Raw genomic sequence first — 22,861 nt, 5'->3', positions numbered from 1 at the left:
AGCTAATGGAGCTGGTCGAGGAATGCCGGAGCGCAGGCCGGCGGATGCTGGTCTTCTCGCAGTTTACCGAAATGTTGGGGCTGATCGGGCGGGAGCTGGGCTATCGGGGCGTACCGTATTTTTATTTGGACGGCAAAACTCCTTCCGCCGAGCGTGTCGAGCGCTGCCACCGGTTTAACGAAGGCGAGCGGGATTTGTTCCTGATCTCCTTGAAGGCCGGGGGGACGGGTCTGAATCTGACCGGAGCGGACACCGTTATCCTGTACGATCTGTGGTGGAATCCCGCTGTGGAGCAGCAAGCCATGGACCGCGCCCACCGGATCGGGCAGAAGAAGGTGGTCCAAGTGATCCGGCTCGTTACTCAAGGCTCGGTAGAAGACAAAATGTACGAGATTCAACGGCGAAAGAAACATTTGATCGACGAAGTCATTCAGCCGGGCGAGGAGGGGCTGTCCGCTCTGACGGAACGGGACGTCCGGGAGCTGCTGATGCTCGAATGAACAGGGTTCCGCAATGGAACCGGGATGGAAGGAACGAGAAAGGGACCCGACGCCAGTGAGGCGCAGGGTCCTGTTTTATTGGGTAGGCGATGGTTCCTTATCGGGCCGTCACATCGAAGTCCTGCTCAAAGATGATGCGCTCGCCGACCTTAAATACGGCGGTAAGTCGGTTGATTCCAGGCTGCAGCGGCTTCTTTAAACCCGATCCATGCTAAGGGAAAACAGCATTTCTTCCGATGCAACGGCCGCGCTGGCGAACGAATCGGATAGCGTATCGGAAGAACGGTCATACACATAGATTTTCAATCGGTTGCCGACTTCGTTCGGTTGCAGGCTTCCCGCATCATAGCATAGGGCGGATAGATGCAGAAGGTTCCCTTTCACCTCGGTGGGAGGGTTAAAAGCGCCAAGCGTATATTCGGCAGAATGTAGCAACACCTCACTATGATTCGGCGTAACTTCGGTCGAGGCGCCAAACAACGTTCTCATCTCGTCAATCCTCAGATCCGGCGCTTCCTGATCTGCCGAAGCGACCGGAGCCGCCGATAAAATGACGCTGCGGCGGGTTTCACCTTTCCACGAAACCACGGCCTTTTTCTCCCCGGCCTTAATCCGGAAGGAATAGCCCGAAGGATGGGCGAAGGTCCATCCGTTCTCCCGATCCGGACCTGTAACGGTGTACTGGTACATTTTCGCCACAACGGCGGAGTGGAAATACAGCTCTCCGTCGCGCTCGTATCCTACTTTTGCATCCCCAAACGTAAACGTGTTATCTGTCTTGTATATAGCTCCCTTGCGGCTTATCTCCCCGGAAATTTGCATATCCTGCTCACGTCCCGGAAGCTGAAGCCGGTCACGGGTAGGGTTTAGGGTAACCCATGCGTTTCCAAGGAAGGTGGGGATTTGAAACCACCGTGTTCCGTTGGGGGCCGTCCAGGCTGCGGGGGCACGAATCTTTTGCGGGCCGAGAACCCCGTAGTTCAGCAGCTGAGAGCTGTCCGGATATTGGTAAAGCCATGTTTTATCCGACTGCAGATCGATTTCGGTGTTGTCCGGCTTGGCGTCTTCCGGATCTGCATATTTGGGATTGAACCAGCCTTCGCCTTCGTTTGACCGGACATGATACCAGGTTCCTTCCCAGTCTCGGACCGGATTCGCTTCGATTTTCTCAAAAACGGTTAGCGTCTGGGGAGCGGCTACATTGGGCTTACCGCTATAGGGAGACGGCGAAGGATACAAAGGCGCGGGCTGCCTCCTTGTGATCGTCTCGTTCGCTTCCGTGATAAACTCGCCGGGATAACGTGTCCATCTTGTTCCCTCCGGGGTCTCCACTTGGTAGAAGCTGCCTAAGGGAGATTGGAATTCTCCCGTCTCCGTGAATATCTGATCCCGGATCTGCCGATGGGAGGCTGAAGAATCCGCGACATGGTTCCACAGGGGAACGCTGCTAAATTCGGCGGTCCCATAATATTTTTTCTTAGTATGGCTGTAGTAGGAGCCGATTTGCTTGAGCGGCAGCCGAATCCATTGGTCACCGAGCCAAGACGTGCGGATCTTCAGCCATTTTAATTCGTTTTCGTCATGCTTCGGACTGTAAAACCATTGCTTCTCCGCGCCGACCACCTCCACTTGCTGGGGAGACAAAACGGCGGAAGGCTGTAGCTGGGTACTGGCTTGGTATAGATCGGCGTATTTTCCATTAAGGTGATCTTGGAAGGAGGGAGCACGTCAATGTTCACGGGTTCGGTCTTGATCCATCTATCACCAAAGGTCGTACGAATCTTCCACCAATTCGGCATTTCCGCCCAACGCGTTTCGGCTTCGATGACTTCAACCGTTTGCGGGGAGAAGGCTCCCTCGGTTTTGTTCACGAGCGCGTTCGGAATGACATAATACGGCGTATCTTGAAGCAGCGTCAATGTCCGAGGAATGCGAACGGCATCGGCAGGCTCGGTCGGGGTATCCGCATATTCCGAGGCCTTCCCGTGAACGGCCGAGGCCAGCGACAGGCCTATTCCCAAGAGGAAGGCCAAAGTTGATTTATTGCGCATAGCAGGTCTCCTTATTCATTCTGTCAATTTGCCGTAATACCATATTCTGGCAGATTCCTGAAGCGGAAGAAACGTTTTATTCGGTAAGTGGTGCCAAGTTGATTGTAACTTTTTGACAAGAACTGCGTCTAAGTTCATGTTTGCATCAAAAGAGCAGGAACGAGGAGATGACATTTGTTGAAACGAATTTTCCTTACATGGCTGAGTGCACTGCTGATGTTGTCCATGCTGACAAGTACGGCGAAGGCGGAGGGAGACACGGTTCAGGTTCGCATTGCTGGTTTTCCGGTGAAGGTCAACGGCCAAATCGTGAATAACACGCAGGTTGCGTATCCGTTCGTGGTGTACAAGGATATCACTTATGTGCCGCTGAACTGGGACTTGATTCAAGAGCTTGAACTGGATGTCGATTGGAGCGAGGAAGAAGGTCTGAAGGTTTATAGAGCTTGCTGCGCCACCTCTTATGGGAAGTATCCGGCGCTGGAAAAGAGCAGGCTCACGCAAAATCCGGCGACCACAAACTCGCTCACCCGCTCCTATTCGGCGAAAGTGGCTTCTTATCCTATTCAAATATGGGGCCACCAGATCGATAACGGACAAGAGCCGTATCCTTTTCTGGAATTCCGCAAAGTAACGTATATGCCGCTGACCTGGAAATTTGCCCATATGGCGCTCATGATGGACTTGCAGTGGAGCAGCGAGGAAGGCCTGGCCATTTCGAGCGGACAGGACGCGGTGATGCGGCAAATCGTTTATGACGACGCCGAGGCGCTGTATATTGATGCCCACCGGGGAACAGGCGGAATGCTCGCGGTGCTGAAGGTGGACAAAACGTTTCAAACGCATCCGGTATGGCTCGACCCGCCAGAGGCCGATTCGATTCGCGAGAAAGCCAAGCGGGCGGCAGAGACGCAGGCAAGTGAAGGGAAAAGCGTAGTGATCCAGCGGGATGGCGATAATTTGTCTTACGCAGGGCTGCCGCTTGGGCCGGTGCACGACGACGATAAAATCAATATGGGCGGAACCACGCTTCAAATCGAGGGGACGCTGTACGATATCGACAGTAGGCGGAAGCTGCTTGCCGTATATTCCTATTTCCCTCTGCCTGTGAAAGGCCCGCCGCCGCACAGCCGCTATCAGTTGTTCGCGATTATTGACGGAAGCGTACGCAAAGTCTCGAACTATCCTTATAAGCCGCAGCGCGTCCTAAAAAATAATGACGGCACCGTATGGATCGCGCGGGATCGGATGCCTTTTCGGGATCTTTATTATGGCGGTTCCGCGCTGTTGGCGCTGATGGACCCGGAAGGGAACATACGTCTTGCCAACGAAGTGTGGAATGAACAGGACGTAAGCCCTGTCGGGCTCGGAAGTCCCACGAGAAGCGCTGCGGACCGTGACGGTCGGATGGTTGTGCGGCTATACGGACAGCCCTATAAGGAAGACAAATCCGTTGTTTATGGGGCGGGAGGGCCATGGATGATGCCTGCCGAACCGTTCGACCCGGATAAAGACGGCTTTTATGAGGTAACACCGGAGCTGAAGCTCATACGTCTTGCGAAGGCTCCGGACCGGCAAGACGACCTAAAGCTGTATCGGGACAGCCAAGGCGATATCTACACGATTCACCGGTACAGCAATACGCTGACGAATTGGACACAGAACCGCTCCAAAACGTGGACGGATCTGGAACTGCTGAAATAAAAATAAAAAGTGCTTTTTGCGAAGTATGACACCCTGTTGTCATACTTCTTTTTGTATACTAACCATATAATCCAAAAAACAAAGGGGAATCACTTATGTCAAATGCCGTAACGATGTATGAGTACCATGCGTGGGCGAATCAAACGATGCTTAACCGGTTGAAGGAGCTTCCGCAAGACGTGTACAAGCAGGAGATTGTAAGCATTTTTCCATCCGTATCGAAGGCAATGGCTCATATTTATACCGTCGACAACTCATGGCTGGAGATCGCTTCCGGAACAGAAATGAAAGAAGCGATGAAGCTGGCGGAGCAAGTAACGAAAGAAGCGGAGAGGCAGAGCATCGAAGGGTTGGAGGCGATGTTCACCGCTTTATCCGAGCGGTATAGAGCATTCTTCAGACAGCAAGCCGATTTGGAAAAGGCGATCGTTTTGGATAATCCGTATGCCGGAATCCGGGAAACCCGTCTATCAGAAATCGTAATGCAGGTCGTGAATCACGGGACGTATCACCGCGGCAATATTTCGGCGATGCTGCGTCAGATGGGTCACGCCTCAGTCATGACGGAGTATGCCCTGTTCTGGTATCAGGATCAAGCTTAAGGCAGCATGCCTGCTGCCGAGCCGTACGATGAAGTTTCATGAAGCTTCGCAACTTTCCTGTATGCGGCGCGTCAGTTACAAAAACAGGAAAGGATTGACATTGGATGAGGAAAGCGATGAGGAAGCTTGCCCCGGTATGGGCTGCCATGCTGCTGATGCTGCCCGCCATAGCGAAGTATCCTGCAACCTCTTACGCCGACGAGCTCTCCATCAGCTTCGTGATTATCGGGGAGACGAACCTGTACGCTCGGGAGGGAGGCGGAGGCCGTCCGTTAGGCTCGATTTCGCCGTATCAGAACGTGCTGCTTGCGCCTGGGGCTCCTTTTAGCTTCTATGATGAGCGAAAGCCGGAGGAGTGGCTCAAGGTGCGGACCTGGCTCGGAGACCGGTGGATCCGTGACGACGAGAGAGTCCTGTACGGGACCTATGAAGAGCGGAGAAAGACACTGACGCTCCTAAACACGGAGAGGCTGTTCGACCGGCCTGACGCCCGGACGGATACGGGACAGTCGCTTGCGCCCCAGGAAATTGTGACTACTGCGGAGCTCCATTACGGACCGAAATACGTGATCAATGCGACAAGTGCCAGCGGACAAACCGGCACATGGTACCAAGTGGAGACAACATGGATGGGTCCAAAGTGGATTCTTAAGCCCGCTCTCATGGAGGATGTCCATGCCAAGACAGTGGACTATGATCTGAAACTGTCGGGAGCCGAAATCGCCTATGAAGTTCCGTATGATGGCGAGGGGAAAGGCGAAGCGGTGGAGCCGGGCATCGTTCATGCCATCGCCAAATGGCAGTATTCGCCGCAAGCTTTCTTCATCTTCACCTGGTACAAGGTACGCCTCCCGCAAGGCGAGCGGTGGATCAAACCTGAGCATGAGGTATTGGAGGATTATAAAGCGCTGAACGAGCCTGTAAAGCTGACCACGAAAACGCGATATTTTGAGGAACGGAGACCCAGCTATGATCGGAATCTTTGGTTGGAGCCTGGAGCTTACAAAGCCGTGCAGAGCGTGGGCGACTGGACGCAGCTGGAAACGCCGGAAGGCTTGAAGTGGGTAAATCTGAAGCGGGCTCTTTTGGAGCGGCCCGAGGGGATTGTACCGATCGAAGAGACGGTGAAGCTTACGGCAGAGACGCAGACATATTGGTTTCCTGCAACGGGCGAAATGTGCCATCTCAAAGGGTTCTTTACTCCGCAGGAGGTGCAGGCGTTCGAGAGGTGGACGTCGCCGGAAGGTGAGGTCTGGTACCATATCAAGACGTTTAGCGGCACCGAGTGGGTGAAACAGTAGGCGGCGGGCTTCTCGGCTGCGGTTCGATGAATGAGAGAGCAACATAACAAAAACCGCCTTGTGCTATAACTAGGATGAGCAGGGGAACCTGTTAATCGAGCATGAGGGGCTGGCAAATATGGGAAAATTGCAAGGCAAGATAGCTTTGGTGACAGGAGCAAGCCGGGGGATCGGACGCGGCATCGCGCTGCGTCTCGCGCAGGAAGGGGCATTGGTCGGCGTACATTATGCCAAGAACCGGAAGGCGGGCGAAGAGGTCGTTCGCGAGATTTGGGAAAAGGGTGGGGCGGCTTTTGCGGTTGGGGCGGATTTCAAATCGGCCAACGGCGTATATGAACTGATGGGAGCCATGGATGAAGCGCTGCGGGCACGCACGGGCGATAACCGCTTCGATATTCTCGTGAACAATGCCGGAATTGCTCAAACCGCCTTCATTGAGGATTTGACGGAAGAGATCTTCGAGGAAGAGATGACCATCAACGTCAAAGCGCCGCTGTTCCTCATCCGGGAAGCTTTGCCCCGGCTAAGAGACGAGGGGCGTATTATCAACATTTCGTCGGCGGTAACGCGGGTAGCTTTTCCCAACCTTCTCGGCTACAGCATGACCAAAGGAGCGATCAACACCATGACCTCCACCTTAGCCAAGCAATTGGGATCACGTAATATCACGATCAATGCGATCATGCCCGGAATTACGGATACGGATATGAACACCGCAACCAAGCAGGACCCGGAGGGGCGGAAGTTTGCCGCCGGTCTTTCGGTTTTTGACCGGTGGGGGCAGCCGGAAGACCTTGCGGATGTTGCAGCTTTCCTCGCTTCCCCGGACAGTCGATGGATTACCGGCCAGTGTATCGATGTCAGCGGAGGCACGCATCTGTAACATGAAAAAACAAGCCGGTCCAACACGTCATGTCGTGTTGGAACCGGCTTGCCGCTTTTTAAGCTCCGGCCTGCCGCAGCTTCCGTTCCTCCGCCAGGCGGTGGGAGCGGGTCAAACCAAGGGAAGCGGCGGCCGTCAAAGCTGCTACGACGACGCCTGCCGCTCCGATCCAGCTTATGGAGGTCAGCGAGGCCTGTTGTACGACCACACCGCCGATCCCCGCGCCGGCCGCCATGGCGAGCTGAAGCACCGAGCTGTTCAAGCTAAGCATAATGCCAGACGCTTCGGGAGCAAGCGTAATTAAATAGTACTGTTGGGTCGGACCCGACGACCATGCGGAGAAGGCCCAGAGCATGAGCAGCGGGAAGACGGCCGCCGGGGAGTGGGCGGCTAGCGACAGCAGGATGAGAGACACTGCGTGAAGCAGCATGCCTCCGATTAATGTACGGGGAACCCCCCATTTGTCGGTGCCGTAGCCTCCGAGCTTCGAACCGATCAGGCTGGCGATTCCGAAGGCGAACAAGCCGGCGCTCACGCCTTGTTCGCTCATGCCGGTAACCGTGAGCAGAAACGGCGAAATGTACGTATAAGCGATCGAGTAACCGGAAATCCAGAAGAAGGTGACGAGCAAAGCGACGGCGATTCTTGGCTCCTTCATCAGCGCGAGCTGTTTGCGAAGCGGTACCGGTTCTTCGCCGTCCGTCTGCGGAATCGTCCAGGAGACGGCCAGGATGGCAAGAAGCCCCAGCACGCCGATTCCGGCGAAGGTCATCTTCCAGTCGTAAACGGAGGCGACGACCCTTCCGAGTGGGACACCGACGATCAAGGCGGTGCTGAAGCCCATGACGAGCGTCGCAATGGCGCGTCCCTGTCTCTCCGGCGGGGCCAGCTTGGAAGCTACGGTCAAGGCGGTCACGACGAATACCCCGGTGCTGAGCGCAAGAATAATCCGGGAAACGATCAGAAATTCAAATCCCGGCAGCACCACGGCCATCCCGTTTCCGACGACGAAGACGCCGAGAGAATAGAGCAGCAGCTTGCGCCGCTCCAGACGGGCGGTAGCCGCCATAAGAATAGGGGTCCCAAAAGCATAGGCCAGCGAGAACACGGTAATGAGCTGACCCGCTGCGGACACCGGGACCCCTATATCCGCCGCTACTTTATCCAAAATCCCGGCGATAATAAACTCCGACGTGCCGACAAGAAAACTGACGACGGCCAGCATGTAAATTTTCCACGTGCTTGACATGATGATAGAAACTCCTCTCTCCACTCCAAAATATTTTTATATTTCTACAAACATAGAAATAAAACCGAAAAAAAAACTACTCCAGCAAATACGGCGCATACTTCTGGGCGATTTCGCGATTCACGCTGTAATAAATATACGTGCCGTCCTTGCGGAGCTTGAGCAGGCCGGAATCCGTCAGCTGCTTCAAATGATGGGACAGCGTCGAGCCCGCAACGCATTCGAGCTTGCTTCCGATATCCGAGCAGCACAGATTCCTTTCTTCCGTCAGCAGCAGGGCGATTTTAAGCCGGGTCGGTTCTCCGAGAGCTTTGTATATTTTGACAGCTTGCTGCAGTTCCGCGTTATTGTGCTCCATCGTTGCCTCATCCTTGCCAGTGTATTATTTCTATATGTATCGAAATTTAAAATAGCATACTGCTCCGCAAATGTAAATAGGCAATTTGACCATATAAGCGGACTACATGCAGGTGCCGGGGAGGAGACGGAAGAAGGATGGTCACGAAAATGTCGGATTTATGGGAAATTTCCACCGCCAGCATTAAATGTTATTACAGCGCTTACAATCATTTAATATGTCCATGAAATCTTTTGTTTGGCCACTTTACTGCTGCCGCGAACCGGTGTTAGGGTGGAATAGACGAGTCGTTTCTTTTCCTTGGATTGGCAGCTGCAGCAATTGCTAGGATGGTACCAGGCCGGAACAAACGAAGAGAGGTGCGTTATGTCAGAACGTAAAAAACGGAAAAAAGCTTTCTCTCGAACCGTTACGAAAGCGGTATCAATAGGGTTGACGGCCGTTATGGCGTCCACTCTGATGTTAGGGCCGAAAGCGGCTCTGGCGATGGAAACGCCGAAAGGGCCGGAGCAGCCTTATTTGTACGGCTACAACGCCAAGCAGATTAAGGAATGGACCCCGGAGAGCGACCCGTATGCTAAATATTTTCGTTCCCGCGTTCCGCTAGCGAAGCGGATCGGAGCGTTCCAGCCGACGCAGGCGCACCCGGAATTAACGGGTACGGCGCAAGTCATGAATCTTTCCGCCGATTATGATAAGGAGGAATGGTTCGAGGGGTACCGCTATAACGACAGCTTCAGCCGCAACGTGCTGAAATATTGGCAGTATCAGGACATTTATGCCTCCTGGCACGGCTTGCCGGTGTACGGCTCTCCGACCGAAGAGGGCAAGCGGGATTACGGCGTGGTGAACGTGCCCAATCCGGCTTATACCGATGCGGCCCACCGCAACGGGGTTATCAGTCTGGGCGGTTGGTTCTGGCCGCGCAACATCAATTTTGCGGAGCTCGTCGAGAAGACGCCGGACGGTAAATTCCCGGTCGCCGATAAAATGATCGAAATGGCGAAATATTTCGGCTTCGACGGATATTTTATCAACCAAGAAGCGACGATCAGCAAGGAGCATGCGGCACTGCTGATGGAAATGCTGAAATATATGCGCAGCCAAGGCCTGTATATGAGCTGGTACGACAGCTTGACCGTGGACGGCAAGGTCTCCTATGTAAACGGATTCAACAAGGAAAACTCGCCGTGGCTGCTGGACGAGCGTGACGGAAAGCGTGCCCACGACAGCATTTTCATGAACTACGCCTACACGCCGCAAGGCTTGGAGAGCAGCGCCGACCATGCACGCAAGCTTGGTCTTGATCCGTATGCCTCGCTCTTCGCCGGCATCGAAAACGACAAATTCCGCTTCGACCGCGGCTTGGAGCTGGATGCGATTTTCAAAAACGACGCCTCCCGTACGCCCCGGACGAGCGTAGCGCTTTTCGGCACGGATATGGTCTGGAACAAAGGTCCTAATCCGTTCGATATCCGCATGCAGCCGGAAATCGAGAAGCGCGAGCAGGCTTATTGGTCGGGACCGAAGGGCAATCCTGCGGAGAGCGGCCGGGCGGTCGGCACCGAATATGAGAGCTGGCCGGGAATCGCCCATTACATACCGGAGCGCTCCGTCATTGGCTCCTATCCTTTCGTGACCCGCTTCAACAACGGGCACGGGCTCGACTTCTTCGTGAACGGCCGGAAGTCCAGCGATACGGAGTGGAACAACATGGCGGCGCAGGACATCCTGCCGACTTGGCAGTGGTGGACGCAATCCGCGGGCAAGCCGCTGACGGTCGGATACGACTACGAAACCGCATGGAACGGCGGCTCTTCCTTGAAAGTGGAAGGTACGTTGAATTCGAGCCATGCTGCGGATATTCATCTGTACAAAACCGAGCTGCCGGTGACCAAAGACGTGGAGCTGTCGCTGACGTACAAATCGGACGTCCAGCTGCCGGACAAGAAAGGCAACGGCCAGGCGCAAGGGCATCTGAAGAAGGCAGCCGACATTCAGGCGCTGCTTACGTTCAAGGACGACCCGCAGCATCCGGCCGCCGTCGATTTGAAAGCCGGACCAAGCGACGATTGGACCACGGCCACGGCCAAACTGAAGCCGTTCGAGGGGCGCACGATCGCGGCAATCAGTCTGCGCGTCGGTTCGCAATCGGCGGATGACGTGCCATTTAAGGCTAACATCGGCGAATTGAAGCTGACGGACGGCAAGAAACCGCAGGCGCCTGCCGCCCCGACGGGCTTCCGGGTCGAGAAGGCGATGTTCGACGACAATCAAGCCGCGATGTTCGTGAAGTGGGACTTCAATGCGAAGCAGCAGGATGTTTGGTATTACGACCTTATGCGCGTGACAAACGGCAAGCGCGAATGGGTCGGACGGATTTACGACGAAGTGTATTACATCAAGTCGCTTCCTCGTCTCGGCGAGAATGAAGTGAAGCTGGAGCTGGTTGCCGTCGGCAAAGACGGAACGGCCAGCGAGCCGCAGGCGCTGACTTGGAAATGGGGAACCGGGGACAAGGTTCAATTCAATAAAGGTCCGGTTGCCGCGGCTTCCATTCATGCGATGCACCTGCAGGACAACAAGCTGACGATGGAAACAGGATGGACCAACTATGTCAATATCCGCGTCATGCCTTCCACGGCAGCAAATGTCAATGTCACCTGGACATCGAATAACGAAGCTGTCGCCAAAGTGGATGCGCGGGGCAAAGTGACTGCGGTAGGCCCGGGGGATTCGGTACTGACGGCGCAGACGGGGCCTGTCAACGGCCAGCCTGGCGTGAAGACGGAAATCCGCGTGAAGGTCGTGGCGCCGGAAAATCCTCAGAACGGCGTCGTCCTGCAGGCGGAAAAATACGATCAATCCAACGGTCTGTTCGTGCCGGGCACTTATGTGAATGTCCGTGACTTGAACTTTGCCGATTGGCTGTCGTTTAAGGATGTCGATTTCGGGGCAAAAGCAGCGTCAAAGCTGACGGTCCGGGCGGCCGTTCTGGCGAAGGACACCCGGGTGGAAGTACGCTTGGGCGGTCCGCAGGGCGAGCTCATCGCAGATGTGGCGCTGCCGGTGGAGGCGAAGCAGCTGGCGCCGTTCTACAAAAACTATACCGTCGATCTGAAAAAGCCCGTTACCGGGAAGCAGACCGTTCATGTGATTTTTAAAAACCCGAACTATACGAAATGGAGCGTCCGCGATAACGGCATCGCCGATGTAGACTGGTTCCAGTTCCAATAGTCCAAGGCAAAGCGCGTTCGCTCAAGCGAGCGGAACGATAAGGCCTCTCGTCCTATGCAACGAGAGGCCTTTTTGGCGGGGCGGGATCGGTTTTAGGAGTTCAAAGAAGCATTTTCTCCGGATGGAAATCAATTCACCCATTCAATATTTATTTAATTTGTTCCGCTAACTCTAAAATAATCCCTTCTGGTCCACGAACGTAGCACAATTTATATGCGCTTTCGTAGTTTTGTATCTTACCAAAAAATTCTGCTTCATTAGTACATAATTTTCTCCTCATTAATCCTCAATTTCAATTCCAGCTTGTTTAAATGGTTCTAATACTTTTGGATAACACAGTGAAATATATTCCACTGTTTTTAAATTTTTTAGATTCTGAAATCCTTCAACAGATATTACATCAAATAAACTGTCTTCGCCATCCCAATCTGGCTTTAGGATATGATAAATTTCATTCCCCCCATCAAAGCAAAGGGATTCAATCTTTTCCAAATCACTTATTTCCAAAGTTAACTCTTCCAAATAATCTCTGATTTCAACAATTGGTCCAGCTCCAGAATACCAATCGAAATTATTCGTATACTTATCTATTAAGTCTGTCAATTCTTTTAGAAATAGTGGCTCTTTATCTAACAAAGCTTCAATTACCACTAATTTAAAATTAAAATCTTTAAACATCTCACTCTTTCCCATTTTAACTACCTCCAATATTATCTCTATCCTAGGCTTTTAATCTAACCTGCACTATAAGTATTATAACAAATATGTAGAAATTAGCATTATTCAGATCCGTTAACTGTCATCGAAGGTATACGACATGTGCCGAAAGCGTTTGTCGATCTTCTTGCGGGAAAGTTCGTAGGTAAAGTTGTCGTCAGATATTATGCTTTTAATCGCAAGAAAAAAGGCCTGCAATCTGCCGCGTACGGCGGACTGCAGGCTCTTGCATTTTCCGGTGATGAGTCGTGTGAGCGGAAGAGGGTTACAGCGGCCCGGCTAAGGCTAGCCGCAGTCAAGCGTTAGCTGGTGGGAATGCCGCGGGCTTTCCAGATTCGGTCGATTTCTGCAGCGTGCTGGCCGCCGTAAAGCTGGAGATCGGCTTGCTTGATCGCTTTGGCGCCGTCCTTGAAGGTGGCTGTGGGCGTGAGAGAGAAGTGGGATTGGATGATGATTTTGGTGGCCACGTCGCGTCCGAAGGTTTGCGCCATATCGTACAATCCTTGGGACCAAATTTCGCCGTCCGCGTGCACTTGATTTTGGAGATCGCGCGGATATACTTTGTTTTCGTCCAAGCGCCGCAGGCATGGCGGATTTCCGCTGGAATACGACGTGGCGTCCCATTCGGCTACGCACGCTTTGCCGAAGCTGGTGGAGGAGGCAGCGTCTTCATAAGTCGCGCCGAGAAAATCGCCGAAGCCTTCGCCCATCGAGCCGCCTTCAAGGGAATCGCCGAAGCCCGGCACCTGATTGTCTTGAATCGCATGGCCATATTCGTGGGCGATAACGCCGGCGTCTTCCGCATCGTCTACCCCGCCGGTGCCGAAGGTCAATTGGCCGGTAGAAGGTTGATAGTACGAGTTGTCGTCCGGAGACGCGTTGACGTTGACTTTAATGGAACGGTTGTTGACATTTTTAAAGCCGAGCTGCTGCAAATACCGCTGCAGCGTATCGATGTGGTAGTAGACCATGACATCCTCGAAGCTGTCGTTGGAACGGGGGTAGTTGAATTGGTTGGAGGCCGAATACGTCTTGGCGGCGGAGTTAATGGTGACGTATGGCCCGCGCAGGTAACCGGAGCCGTCCAAGCCGAGGAGGGTAACCGATTTCAACTGCTTGGTCAGTTCGGAGGAATCTTTGTCGTTGTTATCTTTGAGGCTGCCGACGGAGCCTTGCGACTCGACAGGGTTGGGGAGGAACACTTGGCCGGTACCGTTCACGCGCTGGTTCAAATTCCGTTTGCGCAGCAGCTCTCCGCTGCCTGCATGAATGTAGGTTTCCCATGCGCCATAGGGGGCCTTGGTATGAACGACGACGCGGTAAGTAGGCGTAGCGACGCCCTTCTGGATCGTATAGCCGTATTCCTCCGAGGAGGGCGCCCATTCTCCCTGGGCCTGGTCTTCGACGAACCGGAGCGCTTTGGCCTTCATATCGCCGGACGGCAGCAGCTGCGACACCTGTTGAACCGTGGTGTAGGGCTCGTAGCCGGAGATGACCAAGGCGTTGCGGAAAGAACGGTCCAAGGTGACGGTTACCTGCCGGTTAAAGACCGGAGCGTTGTTCACCATTTGCTGATAACGGACATAATGGCCTGCATCGGTTTGAATCGTGGTCACGTGCTTCAAGTCGGACAAATCGGCCTTAAGCTGATACTGCTTGGCATGCTCCTTCAGATACTGGTCTGCGGCAGCTTTGGCATCGGCGGGCTGCTTCTGCTCGGCGCTGATCGGGGCTTCCGTTTCCGCCATGGCCGTAGGCACCGCCAGGGTGAGTACGATTGCGGCAGCCACCGTACTCCAAAGCTTGTGACGCTTGAACATAAAAACACCTCCATCAAGATAGGAATGCGTTACGAAATTCATTGTATTACTTAAATTGTAATATATGACAGTCGTAAGGGGCTGATCAGGCACAGACGGCAGCGTTTGACCCATTGCCTTGGAATAAAAAGGATGGTACAATCATTTTAAACAATGATTAAAACATTGTTTAAATCAATGATTAACTTAGTTTTTGAAGAGGAGGACGCCTATGCCGCCGGATCAAATGGAAACCAAAGACAAAATTTTGCAAGCGACCTTGGACATGATCAAGAAGGAAGGCTTTGAGAACGTCACGATAAGAAAGATTGCTGCCCATTCGGACACCAATATTGCGCTGATCAATTACTATTTCGGCTCCAAAGATAAATTAATCAGCGAGGCGATTAAAATTATGCTGCTCGGCTTTCGCGGGACGTTCGATGTTTTGGACGATGCTGCCATGCCGCCGAAAGAGAGGCTAAAAACGTTTCTGACGCTTTACGTGCAGGTCATTCAGCAGCACCCGGAGCTCGTCTCCCGAATCATCGCCACCGGAACCGCGATGTTCGCATCCCAAGTCGAATACGGCGAATTCCTTCGCGAGATGGGATTTCATAAAATTCAAGCCGTTTTGCAACAGATTACGCAGGAGGACCGTCCGGACAAATTAATGATGATGATTACACAGCTGTTCGGCGCGATTTTCCTTCCCGCTCTCATGAAGCCGATTCTCGAATCGGGAGCCGGAGTGAAGATGCTGCCGGTCGGGGAGCAGATCGATTGGTTCTTTGAACGCTATTTTCACGAAAAATGAAGAGGATAGGAGAGAAGCCATGAATTTCTTAAGAAAGTATTGGCAGGACCTGGGGATGCTTGTAGCTCTGGCCGTGTGCTTCTACTTGATCGTGAGCGGAAGCGGGATTCCGAAAATTAACGTGATGCTGTGGCTGAGCTTTGTTGCGATTCTGGTGCATCAATTCGAGGAGTACCGCTGGCCGGGTTATTTCGGAGGCTTGTTCAACGCCCTTATTTTTAAAAGCGGGCAACCGGACCGGTATCCGCTCAATCCGCAATCGGCCATGGTCATTAATCTGGTCATCGCCTACGTCTTTTACCTGCTTCCCCTGCTGTATCCGAATGTCATCTGGCTTGGTCTCGCTCCGATGCTTATGGGCTTTTTCCAGCTGATCTGGCACGGGATTTTTGCCAACCTGAAAGGGAGAACCTTCTATAATCCCGGTTTGTTCGCCGTCGTGTTTCTTCATATTCCTGTGGGAGGATGGTATGTCCACCATATCGTGACACAGGGGCTGGCTAGCGCGACGGACTGGATTGCGGGCACCGTTTACTTTATCATCGCCGTTTATATTTTGATCATCAAAGGGAACATGTGGCTGAAGGACCCGAACTCCCGTTACCGGTTTTCTCACCAGCAGTTAGGACCTTATAAGCCGAAGGGGATGTAAAGCTCAAGCTTCACTCCGAAACCGCTTTTGCCAAAAAAGCGGTTTTTTTGTCTTTTGTGACAAGAATGTCACTTTAGCGGTGCAAAATGTAATCTTAGGCCATAGATGATCGTTTCGCCGACCCTTTATAATAAAAGCAACCATTATCGAATAAATCCAACAAGCGGGGTTATTGCAGTGATGAAAATTGTTGAGGTGTCGGACGTAACGAAGGAATACGGGGAAAAGGCTAGCACCTTCCTGGCCTTGAAGGAGGTAAGCCTTGATTTTGACGAAGGCGAGTTTGTCGGGATTATGGGACCATCAGGGTCCGGCAAGACGACTTTGTTAAATATCATGTCGACGATTGACCGGCCCAGCTCGGGCCGCATCTTCATCGACGGATACGATATTACGACGATTAAGGATAAGGAGCTGGCGAAATTCCGGAGAGATACGATCGGGTTCGTGTTTCAGGCGTTCAATTTGCTCGACAATATGACCATCCGGGACAATATTGCTTTGCCGCTTACGCTGAATAACGTCAAGCTCGAAATCATCTTGAGCAAAATCGACGAGCTGACGCAATTGCTGGGCATTTCCGAGCAGCTCGATAAATACCCGTACGAATTGTCGGGCGGGCAAAAGCAGCGTGCCGCCATATGCCGGGCGCTGATTACGTCGCCCAAAGTGATTTTTGCCGACGAACCGACAGGGGCACTCGATTCCAAATCGTCGTCCGAGGTGCTGGAATGCTTCAAAAGCGTCAACAAAAAGCTGGACACCACGATTATTATGGTGACCCACGATGCCGTAGCCGCAAGCTATTGCGACAGAGTGATGTTTTTGAAGGACGGCCGGATTCACGGAAGGCTGGATAGCGACGGCAACAAGCAGGAGCTTTTCAAGAAGGTGCTGAATATGCTAGCGGTTATGGGAGGGACCAGTCATGAATTCCTTTAGGATCGCCTGCACGCTGCTCAGAAACAATTTGCAAATCTACGGTTTTTACTTGATCGTTCTGGTCGTAACCGTTGCGACTTACTATAATTTCGTGGCCATTCAATATAACGATACGTTCGCGCAAATTACGGCTCGGCTGCAATCCGCCACGGTGGCGAGCATGACGTGCGGGTTCGTCTTGATGTGCACCGTCGTTTTCTTTATGTGGCATGCGAACGGATTTTTTTTCAAGCAGCGGCAAAAGGAAACCGGCATTTATATGCTGATGGGCATCAGCACCTCCAAGATCGGAAGAGTATTCGCCATCGAAAGTATGCTTCTGGGCATGCTGTCCTTGGTTCTGGGCTTGGCGGCGGGCATTTTGTTTTCGAAGCTGTTCTTCATGCTTCTCGGAAAAGCGATGTATCTGGAGGCCGAAATCCCGTTCATGATCTCCATAAAGGCGATTATCCAGCTCGTGATCGTGTTCGGCATCATCTTCGTAGTGCTGGGGTTCAAAAATTTCCGGGAAGTTCAAAAAAGCCAGCTCATCCAAATGATCCATGCGACGAAAGCGAAGCCCGTTGTCCCTAAGTTGAATTATGCGAAGGGCATCTTGGGGGTTATTCTGATCGCCGCAGGCTATGCGGTGGCATCCGGCTTTACGCGTTGGATATCGGATCTGCTGTCTGCTTCGATGGCGACGCTGATTCTGGTCAGCTTCGGTACCTACTTCTTCTTCGGAAGCTTCCTGACGATTGTTTTCAGCCGATGGGTCAAGGCCAAGCATATGGTCTATAAAAACGTCAGGCTGGTGAGCGTCAGCAACATTTTTTTCAGGCTGAAGTCGAATTACCGAAGCTTGGCGATGACGGCCATCTTGGCGGCGGCTACGGTAACCGCCTTCAGTGTCAGCCTGGCGTTCAAGCAGTACGCGAAGGATCACGAGCTCATTGAAGCGCCGTACAGCATCAGCTATGAAGGCAGCGATCCGGCGGTCAAGGTGAAAGTGATGGAAGCGATCGGCGCGTCAGAGCACCAATTGCTCGGCTGGAACCCCATCCATATGGTGCCGGGGAAAGTGGAATATACGAGCGGTCAAAAGGTGGATTTCAACAACGACGCGTATATTATCGGCTATTCGGAGCTCGCAAAGACACTGCAATTTTTGCAATATCCCGGTTCGGAGACCTTGCTCAGGCAAATCGATCCGGATAAAACCGAAGCCGTCTTTATAATAAATGCAAACACGCTGGCATCGCCGATTCGGGTAGGCGGCGAAGAGATCCGCTGGAACGGAAACACGTATACACTGAAGCAGGCCAAACAGGTGCCCGTGACGGGAAACGTACCCAAATTCGGCAATAAAAATATTTATGTCATGCCGGACAGCGCGTACGAGAAGGCGAGGGAGCGCGGCCCGGAAATTACGTTTAACGGCATTCGGATCACCGGACAGGAAAACAGCGAACCGCTGGTCCGGACGCTTGCCGGAATCGTACCCGACGGCAAAGTGAACGGAACGATGAAGCAATTTGCGCAGGACTATTACACGCTCGGAACGTTTTTCTTCCTGGGGCTGATCATGTCGATCGTTTTTGTGCTGGCTACGTTCAGTACGATCTATTTTAAAATATTAAGCGACGCGTTCTCGGATCAAGAGCAGTATGCGATTCTCAAAAAAATCGGCATGAGCAAACAAGAGGTGGAACGGTCCGTCTATCTGCAAGTCGGAATCGCGTTCGTGCTGCCGGTCATCGTCGGAATCGCCCACAGCGTCGTTGCGATGGACATGCTGGAGAAGGTGATGAATGTGAACTTTTTCCTGCAAATGGTGCTGGGGATAGGACTATTCGTCCTGGTCATGGTCGCATTTTATGTCGGAATCAGTAAAAATTATACGAAAATGGTTTATGAAGAATAAGTGCAGCAATATACGGGAAGCTGAAAAAACCGGCCTGGCTCAGGTCCGGTTTTTTGGGTTGAGTTGGATTGAACAACGAAAGGGGACTAATGCGTTTTTCCTATTTACCAAATGGAGGGATTAGTGTATCCTTATTCCAAGGCTTTTATCCTATTTTTCCCCTATGTTAGCTCAAAAGCTGCAATTTTTATGGTATGACTGTATGTGTTTTTCAGTCTTAGCGCAAAAATGGAGGGGCTTATGACATTAACTGAGATTATTCTTAACAAAACGTCAGTCGAGGAAAGACACATCGTTTTTGTGAAGAAGCAGGGCGAGGAAAAGAAGGTCTCGTACCGCGAGTTATTGAAAACAAGCTCCACAATGTTAGGTTTTTTGCAAAGCAAAGGCATCCGGCACAAGGAGGAATTGGTTTTTCAATTAAAAGATAACGAAGATTTTATTTATATGTTTTGGGCCGGCATTCTCGGCGGGATGGTCCCGGTGCCCGTGACTCCGGGCAGCAACGATGAGCACAGGCTGAAATTTTTTAAAGTATGGAACCGGTTGAACAATCCGTATTTGATCTGTGATGCGGAGCACTACGACATCCTGAAGAAATATGCGGACAGCAAAGGCATCGCTTTCGCGGACATTTCCAGGAAGGTCATTCTCATTGCGGAAGTATACGACCATGAAACCGAAGGAATCGTCCATGAGAGTCAAGAAAATGATACCGCTTTCATCCAATTCTCGTCAGGCTCCACCGGAGATCCCAAGGGCGTCGTGCTGACGCACCGCAATCTGCTCGCCAATATCGAGGGGATCGTCGACATTTCGAACATGACGGAGGCGGACAGTCTGCTGACGTGGCTGCCGCTCACTCACGATATGGGCATTATCGGATGTCATCTGATGCCGGTCGTTTGCAACATCGATCAGGTGCAGATCCAGACGAACGACTTCGTCCGAAGGCCGACGATCTGGCTGGAGAAGGCCAGTCAGCACCGCTCCACGATTTTGTTCTCGCCGAACTTCGGGTATCGGTATATTTTAAAGTTTATGAAAAAATCGGCCGGCGGCGCCTACGACTTATCGCATGTCCGCAAAATATTCAATGGTGCGGAGCCGATCTCCCCCGACTTGTGCGAGGAATTCTTGACCTCGATGAGCGAGTATAACTTGAGCCCCGCGGCGATGTACCCGGGCTATGGGCTCGCCGAGGCCAGTCTTGTCGTATCGTTTCCGGATGCTTCGGAAGAAAATATAAGAACCTTTTATATTGACCGCAGACGGATGAATCTGGGACAAGAGGTTGTTTTTCTGGACGACAAGCATTCGGCCCACGCCGCCGCATTTGTCGATGTCGGCTATCCCATCAAGCATACGAGCGTGCGGATCACGAATGCGGAGCGGGAACCGGTCAAGGATAATATCGTCGGGTTCATTGAGATTAAAGGCGAGAACGTGACGAGCGGCTACTATAATATGAAAGAAAAAACGAAAGAAGTGCTCAATTCGGAAGGGTGGTTAAACACCGGCGATGTGGGCTTTATGCGAAACGGCAGACTGGTCGTGATTGGGAGATATAAGGATGTCTTATTTTTAAACGGACAAAATCATTATGCTCATGATCTGGAACGAATCGTGCTGGAGGTCGCCGGCATACCGTTAACTGAAGCCGAGGTTGCGATAGGAGGGGTGCGTGACTATAAACAACAAACCGAAGAGGTCGCCGCTTTTGTTAAGTTTTCCAAAAAGCCGGAAGACTTCTTATCTGTCGAAAGCAACGTTAAAAGGGAGGTTAGTTTACGTGCAGGCATTCAAATTGCCTATGTAGTTCCGATCAAGCAAATACCGAAGACGACAAGCGGAAAGGTTCAGCGCTTCAATCTGGTGGAACGGTTCGAAGCCGGCGAATTCGTGCCGGTTTTAAACGAGCTTGCCGATGCCCGGAAGCTCAAGGAAAGGCAGGAGCACCAGGAGCTAAGCGGCCTGGAGCGCGCAATCGCATCCGTATGCCAAGAATACCTGGAAGGCGCCGAGGTGGGACTGACGGACAACTTTTTTGAACTGGGCTTCAGCTCGATCCAGTTGAATCAGATTGCCTTCGCGCTGCAGGAATTGTATGGGGACAAGGTCAGAATGCCCGATCTGTACGCGAATCCGACCATCCGCGAGTTGGCCCGTTATATCCAATACGGCAGCAAAGCCGGACCGGATGAAGGGCGTCTCCCTCGTACAGATGAAGGGAATGTCCGCTCTCGCTCCGGGGAAGTGGCGATCGTCGGCATTGCCGTTAAGCTGCCCAAAGCCGACAACCTGGACGACTATTGGGAAACGATTATTTCGGGACGGGAAACGGTCGGGGACCTGCCGGCCAACCGTCAGGCGGATCTGGCTGCCTATGCAGCCAAGGAAGGGTACGATCCGGACCGCCTCCGGTATCATCGGGCATCCTATCTGGATGAAATCGACACCTTCGATTATCCGTATTTCAAAATTTTGCCCGTGGAAGCGGTCGCGATGTCGCCGGCGCAGCGGCTGTTTCTCGAGACGGCCGCCAAGGCGTTTGAAGATGCGGGCTATGGCGGGAGCCGGTTGAAAGGGACGAAAACCGGCGTGTATGCAGGCTATATCGGGGACCTGGACGGCTATAAGTACCAGCGGATGCTCGCTTTGTCGCAGGATGCGAGTACGCCGACGGGATATTTATCTTCGAATATCGCCGGCAGAGTCTCATATATTTTCGATCTGAAAGGCCCGGCGTTGATGGTCGATACAGCTTGCTCCTCCTCCTTGGTCGCCTTGGACCTGGCTTGCGAAGCTATTCGCAACGGTCAGTGCGAGCAGGCGCTTGTCGGCGGAGTCCGTTTGAAAACCGTGCCGGTCGACGACGGGTTCAAGGCGGGGTTCGAGTCCGCCGACGGTAGGTCGAGACCGTTCGATTCGTCAGGCGGCGGGACAGGGGAAGGCGAAGGGGTGATCGCCGTCTTGATCAAGCCTTTAAGCGCAGCTGTACGGGACCGGGACCCTGTCTATGCCGTCATCAAGGGGAGCGCGGTGAACCATGACGGGGCGTCCGCAGGGATGTCGGCCCCGAATCCGGCAGCTCAGACGGCGGCGATTGTGGAAGCCTTGCAGCGGGCGAAGGTCGACCCGGCCACGATAGGCTACGTGGAAGCGCAAGGGACGGGCGCTCCTGCGGGCGATCCCATCGAGGTGCAAGGGCTGACCGATGCGTATGCCCAATTTACGTCCGACACCGGGTACTGTTCGATCGGTTCGGTACGGGCGAATATCGGGCATTTATACGAAGTTTCCGGGCTGTCGAGCCTGGTGAAATGCTGCTTGATGCTGAAGCATAAGCAGCTCCCGTCGCTCGCCAATTTTAAAGAGGCGAATCGACAGATCCGCTTCGAGGAATCGCCGTTTTATGTCGCGCGGGCCGCTGCGGATTGGCAGCCGATCGGCGGGGTCAGAAGGTGCGCGATCAACAATTTCGGATTTTCCGGTACAAACGCTCATGTCATTTTGGAAGAGTTCGTTGATACAGACGGGGGCGGGGCGCAACGGTCGGATTCGGGCGGGACGCTGCATTTGTTTACGTTAAGCGCTAAAAGTAAAACCGTGCTGAAAAGGCTGGTGGAGCAATATATCCGCTATCTTGAACGGAATGGGGACGCGCGTATCGAGGACGTATGCTATACGGCAGGTACGGCGCGCGAGCACTATGAGGTGAGAGTGGCTGTTCTGGCGTATTCCACGGCAGAGCTGCTGACGAAGCTGAAGCGGTTTGACCACAAGACGCAAGTGGCCGAGAAGGTGTTCTACGGGGTTCACAAAAAAGTAAAGCTGTCGAAGACGGTCAAGAACGTCGGAGAATTGAACGAGAACGATGTGGAGCAGCTAAGCCGCAGCGGAAATCAATTGTTGGTGGAACTTGACCTTGCAAACGGGGAAAGCCAACTGCTGCGAGTTGCGCAGATTTATACCAGAGGTGCCGAGCTTGCGTGGAGTCTCTTGTACGACCGGCAGCCGGCGCGAAGGATTCATCTTCCGACGTATGCATTTGACCCGTTGAAATGCTGGCCGAGCTTTGAGCTTGCTTCCGATGCTGCGCGGGAAATTGCGGCTTCTGAAGCGGGGGCGACTTAAACTTAGGAG

17 protein-coding genes and 1 pseudogene are annotated in these 22,861 nt (G+C 52.9%); 11 read left to right on the top strand and 7 right to left on the bottom strand.

Annotation, left to right across the window (positions count from 1 at the left end; genetic code table 11):
* Positions 1-500 (top strand): DEAD/DEAH box helicase (locus tag QJ48_RS02935; protein ID WP_162238427.1); only part of this gene is annotated, 500 nt, incomplete at its 5' end.
* A gap of 195 nt (positions 501-695) precedes the next feature.
* On the opposite strand, the gene QJ48_RS02930 is transcribed toward QJ48_RS02935, so the two are convergent.
* Together QJ48_RS02930 and QJ48_RS38460 are read right to left on the bottom strand one after the other, a co-directional pair.
* Positions 696-2,144: a hypothetical protein gene (locus tag QJ48_RS02930; protein ID WP_237762788.1), complete on the bottom strand. Its 1,449-nt coding sequence runs from the start codon at positions 2,142-2,144 to the stop codon at positions 696-698.
* Positions 2,066-2,551, bottom strand: coding sequence for a hypothetical protein (locus tag QJ48_RS38460; RefSeq protein ID WP_237762787.1), 486 nt, complete (start codon positions 2,549-2,551; stop codon positions 2,066-2,068). The genes QJ48_RS02930 and QJ48_RS38460 overlap by 79 nt, the downstream gene beginning before the upstream one ends.
* 177 nt (positions 2,552-2,728) lie before the next feature.
* Here QJ48_RS38460 and QJ48_RS02925 point away from each other — a divergent pair, with 177 nt between their 5' ends.
* From QJ48_RS02925 to QJ48_RS02910, 4 genes are all read left to right on the top strand, one after another.
* Positions 2,729-4,255: a hypothetical protein gene (locus QJ48_RS02925; protein ID WP_054972166.1), complete on the top strand. Its 1,527-nt coding sequence runs from the start codon at positions 2,729-2,731 to the stop codon at positions 4,253-4,255.
* A 95-nt stretch (positions 4,256-4,350) separates the two neighbouring features.
* A complete protein-coding gene (locus tag QJ48_RS02920) occupies positions 4,351-4,857 on the top strand; it encodes a DinB family protein (RefSeq protein ID WP_054972165.1) in 507 nt (168 codons plus the stop codon).
* Between the two features lie 116 nt (positions 4,858-4,973).
* Entirely contained in the window at positions 4,974-6,158 is a 1,185-nt protein-coding gene (locus QJ48_RS02915) for a hypothetical protein (protein WP_237762786.1), read from the top strand.
* Positions 6,159-6,276: 118 nt separating this feature from the next.
* Positions 6,277-7,041: an SDR family oxidoreductase gene (locus QJ48_RS02910; RefSeq protein ID WP_054972163.1), complete on the top strand. Its 765-nt coding sequence runs from the start codon at positions 6,277-6,279 to the stop codon at positions 7,039-7,041.
* A 58-nt stretch (positions 7,042-7,099) separates the two neighbouring features.
* On the opposite strand, the gene QJ48_RS02905 is transcribed toward QJ48_RS02910, so the two are convergent.
* Together QJ48_RS02905 and QJ48_RS02900 are read right to left on the bottom strand one after the other, a co-directional pair.
* The gene (locus tag QJ48_RS02905) at positions 7,100-8,290 is read right to left on the bottom strand and encodes an MFS transporter (RefSeq protein WP_054972162.1); all 1,191 of its coding nucleotides are present in this window, start codon (positions 8,288-8,290) and stop codon (positions 7,100-7,102) included.
* Between the two features lie 76 nt (positions 8,291-8,366).
* Positions 8,367-8,648, bottom strand: coding sequence for a helix-turn-helix transcriptional regulator (locus tag QJ48_RS02900; protein ID WP_054972161.1), 282 nt, complete (start codon positions 8,646-8,648; stop codon positions 8,367-8,369).
* 366 nt (positions 8,649-9,014) lie between these two features.
* Here QJ48_RS02900 and QJ48_RS02895 point away from each other — a divergent pair, with 366 nt between their 5' ends.
* Positions 9,015-11,885 (top strand): endo-beta-N-acetylglucosaminidase, encoded by a 2,871-nt coding sequence (locus tag QJ48_RS02895; RefSeq protein ID WP_237762785.1) that lies wholly within the window; start codon positions 9,015-9,017, stop codon positions 11,883-11,885.
* A gap of 148 nt (positions 11,886-12,033) precedes the next feature.
* Here QJ48_RS02895 and QJ48_RS38455 read toward each other — a convergent pair.
* From QJ48_RS38455 to QJ48_RS02880, 3 genes and pseudogenes are all read right to left on the bottom strand, one after another.
* Positions 12,034-12,123: pseudogene (locus tag QJ48_RS38455) on the bottom strand (VOC family protein); the annotation flags it as partial.
* Positions 12,124-12,164: 41 nt separating this feature from the next.
* Complete coding sequence (locus QJ48_RS02890) at positions 12,165-12,578, bottom strand: DUF6892 domain-containing protein (protein WP_054972159.1); 414 nt, start codon at positions 12,576-12,578, stop codon at positions 12,165-12,167.
* A 326-nt stretch (positions 12,579-12,904) separates the two neighbouring features.
* Positions 12,905-14,422, bottom strand: a complete 1,518-nt coding sequence (locus QJ48_RS02880; protein WP_054972157.1) for a M36 family metallopeptidase — start codon at positions 14,420-14,422, stop codon at positions 12,905-12,907.
* Between the two features lie 211 nt (positions 14,423-14,633).
* Here QJ48_RS02880 and QJ48_RS02875 point away from each other — a divergent pair, with 211 nt between their 5' ends.
* The 5 genes from QJ48_RS02875 (at position 14,634) to QJ48_RS02855 (ending at position 22,852) form a co-directional block, all read left to right on the top strand.
* A complete protein-coding gene (locus tag QJ48_RS02875) occupies positions 14,634-15,218 on the top strand; it encodes a TetR/AcrR family transcriptional regulator (RefSeq protein ID WP_054972156.1) in 585 nt (194 codons plus the stop codon).
* 19 nt (positions 15,219-15,237) lie between these two features.
* On the top strand, positions 15,238-15,870 hold the full coding sequence (locus tag QJ48_RS02870; RefSeq protein WP_054972155.1) for an HXXEE domain-containing protein: 633 nt from the start codon (positions 15,238-15,240) through the stop codon (positions 15,868-15,870).
* Positions 15,871-16,050: 180 nt separating this feature from the next.
* Positions 16,051-16,812, top strand: coding sequence for an ABC transporter ATP-binding protein (locus QJ48_RS02865; RefSeq protein WP_054972154.1), 762 nt, complete (start codon positions 16,051-16,053; stop codon positions 16,810-16,812).
* A complete protein-coding gene (locus QJ48_RS02860; RefSeq protein ID WP_054972153.1) occupies positions 16,799-18,715 on the top strand; it encodes an ABC transporter permease in 1,917 nt (638 codons plus the stop codon). The genes QJ48_RS02865 and QJ48_RS02860 overlap by 14 nt, the downstream gene beginning before the upstream one ends.
* Positions 18,716-18,955: 240 nt before the next feature.
* The gene (locus tag QJ48_RS02855) at positions 18,956-22,852 is read left to right on the top strand and encodes a beta-ketoacyl synthase N-terminal-like domain-containing protein (RefSeq protein ID WP_054972152.1); all 3,897 of its coding nucleotides are present in this window, start codon (positions 18,956-18,958) and stop codon (positions 22,850-22,852) included.
* The last annotated feature ends 9 nt before the right edge of the window (positions 22,853-22,861 follow it).

The sequence above is a fragment of the Paenibacillus sp. A3 genome (genome assembly GCF_001399685.1).
Lineage (GTDB): Bacteria > Bacillota > Bacilli > Paenibacillales > NBRC-103111 > Paenibacillus_G.
This window is presented reverse-complemented; position numbering and strand designations above follow the sequence as displayed.